We start from the raw sequence: 5,801 nt of genomic DNA, 5'->3' as shown, positions 1-5,801 counted from the left end.
CCGGTGCCGCCGGGTGTGCCGGTGCCGCCGGGTGTGCCGGGCGGGGGCCACCCGGTCGTAGGGCCAGTCGACGTGCCGGTCGGCTGGGATCCGGCAGTGGCGGGCGACCCGGTGCCGCCTGCCCCCGGGGTCTCCGGCGGGGTGGGCGGCGGGGTCGGTTCAGGCTCCGGCGGGCCGTCCGGCACGGGGGCGTCGACTCCGATGGCGGCACCGATCCAGCCCCCGCCGTCCCAGTACCGTCGGGTCTGCGGGTCGGCCGGATCGACGTACCAGCCGGGTGCGACGCTCACCGCGTCACCTGCGGGCTCCGGACGGGGCCGGTCGGCCCGATGCCGGCTCGGACGGGACCTTCGCTCTGCTCGCTCACCTGGACACCTTAACGACGCCGCCGTCGTACCAGCCTGGCACCGGGACCGGACTCCACCCGCTCACAGGTTCCCGCGTCGCTCCTGCTCCCGCTCGATCGCCTCGAACAGGGCCTTGAAGTTGCCCTTGCCGAAGCCGAGCGATCCGTGCCGTTCGATCAGCTCGAAGAAGACTGTGGGTCGGTCCTGCACCGGCTTGGTGAAGATCTGGAGCAGGTAGCCGTCCTCGTCCCGGTCGACAAGGATCCGGCGGGCCTTCAACTCCTCGATCGACACCCGGACCTCGCCGATGCGGGCGCGCAGCTCCGGGTCGTCGTAGTACGAGTCGGGGGTGGCCAGGAACTCCACCCCGGCCGCCCGCATGGCGTCCACGCTGGCCAGGATGTCGTTGGTGGCCACCGCGATGTGCTGGGCACCCGGCCCCTGGTAGAAGTCGAGATACTCGTCGATCTGCGACTTCCGGCGGGCCACCGCCGGCTCGTTGAGCGGGAACTTGACCTTGCGGGTGCCGTTGGCGACCACCTTGCTCATCAGCGCCGAGTAGTCGGTGGCGATGTCGTCACCGACGAACTCGGCCATGTTGGTGAAGCCCATCACCCGCCGGTAGAACTCCACCCACTCGTCCATCCGGCCCAACTCCACGTTGCCGACCACGTGGTCGACGGCCTGGAAGAAGCGCTTGGGCTGGAGGCCCGCGTCGATCATCGGCTGCCGGTCCACGATCGGCTCCCGGGCCGCGAAACCGGGCAGGAAGGGGCCGGTGTACCGGGACCTGTCGACGAGGGTGTGCCGGGTGTCGCCGTACGTGGCGACGGCGGCCAGCCGGACGGTGCCATGGGCGTCGGTGACGTCGTGCGGGTCGAGCAGCCCGGTGGCACCCTGGCCGGTGGCGTGGGCGTACGCCGCGTCGACGTCGGGGACCTCCAACGCGATGTCGGACACTCCGTCGCTGTGCCGGGCGACGAAGTCGACCTCGGAGGCGTCCGGGCGGACCGCCCCCCGCAGCGCGAACCGGGCCGAACCGCTGGTCAGCACGTACTCCGCGTGGTCGCGGTAGCCCTGCTCCGGACCCCGGTACGCCACACAGGTCATCCCGAAGGCCGTCGAGTAGTAGTGCGCCGCCTGTTTGGCGTTGCCCACCACGAAGGTCAGGTGGTCGAGCCCGCGTACCGGGAACGGGTCGCGGCTGATGTCGTGGTCCACGGCGCCGACGAGTTCGTCGACGTCGACCTCTCCGCTCGACTGCTGTCGATCGATCGCCTGGGTCATCGCGGGCTCCCTCCTGCGCCGGCCGCCTCGTGGGCGACCATCCTGTGTGGCGAGGATCGCGGGCGGCAGCGGGTTGGGCAACTGTTGACGTGGTACCTGGTCAGGTTGTGCATTCGGTATGGTTCACGGGCATGGCAGCTGAACATTCTGTACAGCTCGACGGGCTCGACGTCAGCCTGGTCGAACTGCTCACCGAGGAGCCCAGGATCGGGGTGCTGGAGTGCTCCCGCCGACTCGGAGTGGCCCGGGGCACCGTCCAGGCCCGGCTCGACAAGCTGGTCGGGCGGGGGGCGATCGACTTCGGCCCCGACGTCGCCCCGGCCGCGATCGGATTCGGGGTGACCAGCTTCGTCACCCTGGAGATCAGTCAACGGCACGGCCACGACCCGGTCACCGCCCACCTCGCGGCGATCCCCGAGGTGCTGGAGGCGCACACCATCACCGGCACCAGCGACCTGCTCTGCCGGATCGTGGCCCGCTCCAACGCCGACCTCCAGCGGGTGATCGACCAGATCGTCGCCAACGAGGCGATCCGCCGGGCGTCGACAACGATCGCGCTGGCCGAGCAGATCCCGTACCGGACCCTTCCCCTCGTCCGCTCCACCGTGCATTAGCACGCCGTCTGCGAGAAAGCGCTACGACACGGGTTCACGACCGTTCGACCTGACGGAGATCGTGGCTACCGTGTCCGATGTGGCGAACCAGAAGGGCCTCGGCGTCAAGAGCTTCCTCGCGCTCGCCCTGGTCGCGGTCGTGGCCCTGGCCGCCACCGGCGTCTGGAACCCCTTCCCCGGGATGTGGGACTGGGTCAAACGGAGCAAGCCGATCTCCGAGCCCGACGTGGTCTGGCAGGAACGCATCGGGGGCACCCCGCGCAGCGTCACCATCGCCGGGGACGCCGTCGTGGTCGAGCAGCGGACCCGGGTCGAGGCCCGCAGCCTCGCCACCGGCGTACAGCTGTGGGAACGCAAGGCGGACTGGGCGGCGGTGGCCGGGGGCGACCGGGACTCCGTCGTCGCCGTGGGCAAGCTCCTGGTCAAGGGGTACGAACTCCTCGACCCGAGCACCGGGGCGACCCGTCGCCGGGTCGACGACGCGGTGGCCGTGTGGACGTACCGGAACATGCTCCTGGACGCCCGGTGCGCCGGACCGACCGACTGCACCCTGAGCGCCTGGGACCCGCGTGGCAACGCGCCGATCTGGACCGCCTTCCTCCCCGGGGTCAGCACCTCCTGGCTGGCCGACAACCCCGACCTGCTCGACACCCGTCGGCTCACCGCCCTGCGGGTCGACGACCAGGTGGCCGGGCCGGAGCCGGTGCCCCCGCTGCTCGGCTTCCCGGTCGACGGGCGGGTGCACGTAGTGGACACCGCCACCGGCCGGGTCCTCCAGGACGTCCAGCCGGCCCGCGACGAGCGACTCTCGGTGGTCGGTGGTCGACTCCTCCGGCTCACCGCCCGGTCCGGCGACGGTGCCTGCCTGTTCGGCATCTCCGCCGTCGACCCGGCCACCGGGCAGCAGGTCTGGCAGCGGTCGGGGGTGAACCTGCGGACCGCCGACAGCGCCGGCTGCGCCCAGCGGGAGAACCCCCAGGGCGCCCGCAACGTCCTGATCGGGGTCACCCCGGACGGCCGGGAGGCGGTCCTCGACGGGTACGACGGACGGGTGTTGCAGCTGGGCGCTGAGGGGGAGAGCCTGCTCGCCGTGGACGACCGGTACGCAGTCGTCCGCACCCCCGACAGGCGGTCGCTCGTCGGCCGGGAGCTCGGCGTCGACAAGCCCGGCTGGGACCGACCGGCCGGCGAGAAGAGCACCGCCGCGCTCACCCCGTACGCGGCAGTGCTCTCCGACGAGAAACCCACCCGACTGGTGGCGGTGCACCCGCGTACCGGCAGGGAGTTGGTGAGCCTGCGGACCGCAGCGAACGCCCTCGCTGTCGGTCCCGCCGGGATGGTGATCGGCGAGGGGCGCGAGATCGGGTACGTCCTGTTCGGCGCGGGCGGGTCGAGGCCCTCGGGTGACTCCGGGGCGGGTGCCCCGGGTTCCGGGGACGCCCCGGGTGGTCCCGGCGGTTCGGGAGCCCCCGGCGGTTCGGGAGCCCCCGGCGGTTCGGGAGCCCCCGGCGGGTCGGGGCAGTGCGGCCCGAAGGGTGAGGGCTGCCCCGAACCGGGTGCCGACAAGGACGGCTGAGCCCTCGACCGGGCGTGCTCCCGGGGTCGGTCGGCTCCGCGACGGGGCGTGCTCCCGGGGTCGGTCGGCTCCGCGACGGGGTGTCCGGCGGGGTCGGTCGGGCACGGCTGGCGGGGCCGGTCGGCATGGAAAGTACCGGGACTCACCCGGCGGTTGGGACGGATTGATTCGACTGGCCTAGGCTTTCGCCTCATGAGCAGTGCCGCCGCCTTCTCGTACGCACCCCTGCTGCCGACCGGCCCGGACCAGACCGAGTACCGCCTGGTCACCGACGAGGGCGTCGACGTCGTCCACGGCCCCGGGGGTCGACGGTTCCTCACCGTGGATCCGGCGGCCCTGACCGCCCTGACCGCCGAGGCCATGCACGACATCGCGCACTTCCTGCGCCCGGCCCACCTGGCCCAACTCCGGGCGATCATCGACGATCCGGCGGCCTCGCCGAACGACAGGTTCGTCGCCATGGACCTGCTGCGCAACGCGAACATCGCGGCCGGTGGGGTGCTGCCGATGTGCCAGGACACCGGCACCGCGATCGTGATGGGCAAGCGCGGCCGGCACGTGCTCACCGACGGCACCGACGCCGAGGCGATCTCCCGGGGCGTCTACCAGGCGTACACGAGACTCAACCTGCGCTACTCCCAGCTCGCCCCGTTGACCATGTGGGACGAGCGCAACACCGGCAGCAACCTGCCCGCCCAGGTTGAGCTCTACGCCGAGGACCCGGACGGGCACCCGGACGCGTACAAGTTCCTCTTCATGGCCAAGGGGGGTGGCTCGGCCAACAAGTCGTACCTCTACCAGGAGACCAAGGCGCTGCTGAACCCGACCCGGATGATGCAGTTCCTGGAGGAGAAGCTGCGGCTGATCGGCACCTCGGCCTGCCCGCCGTACCACCTGGCGATCGTCATCGGTGGCACCTCCGCCGAGTACGCCCTCAAGACCGCCAAGTACGCCTCGGCCAAGTACCTCGACGCGCTGCCCACCGAGGGGTCGATGAGCGCGCACGGCTTCCGGGACCTGGAGCTGGAGGCGGAGGTGCTGGAGTTGACCCGCAACTTCGGCATCGGTGCACAGTTCGGCGGCAGATACTTCTGCCACGACGTACGCGTGGTCCGGCTGCCCCGACACGGCGCCTCCTGCCCGGTGGCCATCGCCGTCTCCTGCTCGGCCGACCGGCAGGCGGTTGCCAAGATCACCCCGTCGGGCGTGTGGCTGGAACGACTGGAGACCGACCCGGCCCGGTACCTGCCCGAGGTGACCGACGAGACCCTGGACACCGAGGAGGTCGTCCGGGTCGACCTGAACCGGCCGATGGACGAGATCCGGGCCGAGCTGTCGCGGTACCCCGTGAAGACCCGGCTCTCCCTGACCGGCCCCCTGGTGGTGGCCAGGGACATCGCCCACGCCAAGATCGCCGAGCGGCTGGACGCCGGTGAGCCGATGCCCCAGTACCTCCGGGACCACGCGGTCTACTACGCCGGCCCGGCCAAGACCCCCGAGGGGTACGCATCCGGCTCGTTCGGCCCGACCACCGCCGGTCGGATGGACGCCTACGTCGAGCGGTTCCAGGCCGCCGGCGGCTCTCAGGTGATGCTCGCCAAGGGGAACCGCTCGGGTCAGGTCACCCGCTCCTGCCAGGAACACGGCGGCTTCTACCTCGGCTCGATCGGCGGTCCGGCCGCCCGGCTGGCCCAGGACTGCATCAAGCACGTCGAGGTCCTGGAATACCCGGAGCTGGGCATGGAGGCGGTCTGGAAGATCGAGGTCGAGGACTTCCCGGCCTTCATCGTGGTCGACGACAAGGGCAACGACTTCTTCGCCGAGGTCACCAAGCCCGTCCTAACCATCACCCCCCGCCCCTGACCCCACCCCCACCCACCCCCCTCCCCCTCCCACCCCCACCCCCACCCCCTCCCACCCCCACCCCCCTCCCACCCCCCACCCCCCACCCCCGCCCTCCCGCGCGGACGTCCGCGT

The 5,801-nt window shown here is 71.6% G+C and carries 5 protein-coding genes; 3 read left to right on the top strand and 2 right to left on the bottom strand.

Annotated features, from left to right (window positions below):
- On the bottom strand, positions 1–290 hold a 290-nt coding region (locus tag ABT336_RS26605), incomplete at its 3' end, for a DUF2510 domain-containing protein (protein WP_350900226.1).
- A 138-nt stretch (positions 291–428) separates the two neighbouring features.
- The gene (hppD, locus tag ABT336_RS26600) at positions 429–1,634 is read right to left on the bottom strand and encodes a 4-hydroxyphenylpyruvate dioxygenase (RefSeq protein WP_350900224.1); all 1,206 of its coding nucleotides are present in this window, start codon (positions 1,632–1,634) and stop codon (positions 429–431) included.
- A 131-nt stretch (positions 1,635–1,765) separates the two neighbouring features.
- On the opposite strand from hppD, the gene ABT336_RS26595 reads away from it, so the two are divergent.
- The 3 genes from ABT336_RS26595 (at position 1,766) to ABT336_RS26585 (ending at position 5,687) form a co-directional block, all read left to right on the top strand.
- Entirely contained in the window at positions 1,766–2,248 is a 483-nt protein-coding gene (locus ABT336_RS26595) for an Lrp/AsnC family transcriptional regulator (protein WP_350900222.1), read from the top strand.
- A 181-nt stretch (positions 2,249–2,429) separates the two neighbouring features.
- Complete coding sequence (locus tag ABT336_RS26590) at positions 2,430–3,824, top strand: hypothetical protein (protein ID WP_502891273.1); 1,395 nt, start codon at positions 2,430–2,432, stop codon at positions 3,822–3,824.
- A 192-nt stretch (positions 3,825–4,016) separates the two neighbouring features.
- Positions 4,017–5,687: a fumarate hydratase gene (locus ABT336_RS26585; protein WP_350900218.1), complete on the top strand. Its 1,671-nt coding sequence runs from the start codon at positions 4,017–4,019 to the stop codon at positions 5,685–5,687.
- Positions 5,688–5,801 lie beyond the last annotated feature (114 nt).

The organism is Micromonospora sp. NPDC000207, from assembly GCF_040300925.1.
Classification (GTDB): domain Bacteria; phylum Actinomycetota; class Actinomycetes; order Mycobacteriales; family Micromonosporaceae; genus Micromonospora.
The sequence above is the reverse complement of the archived record's forward strand: the minus strand, read 5'-3'. Positions and strand labels throughout refer to the sequence as shown.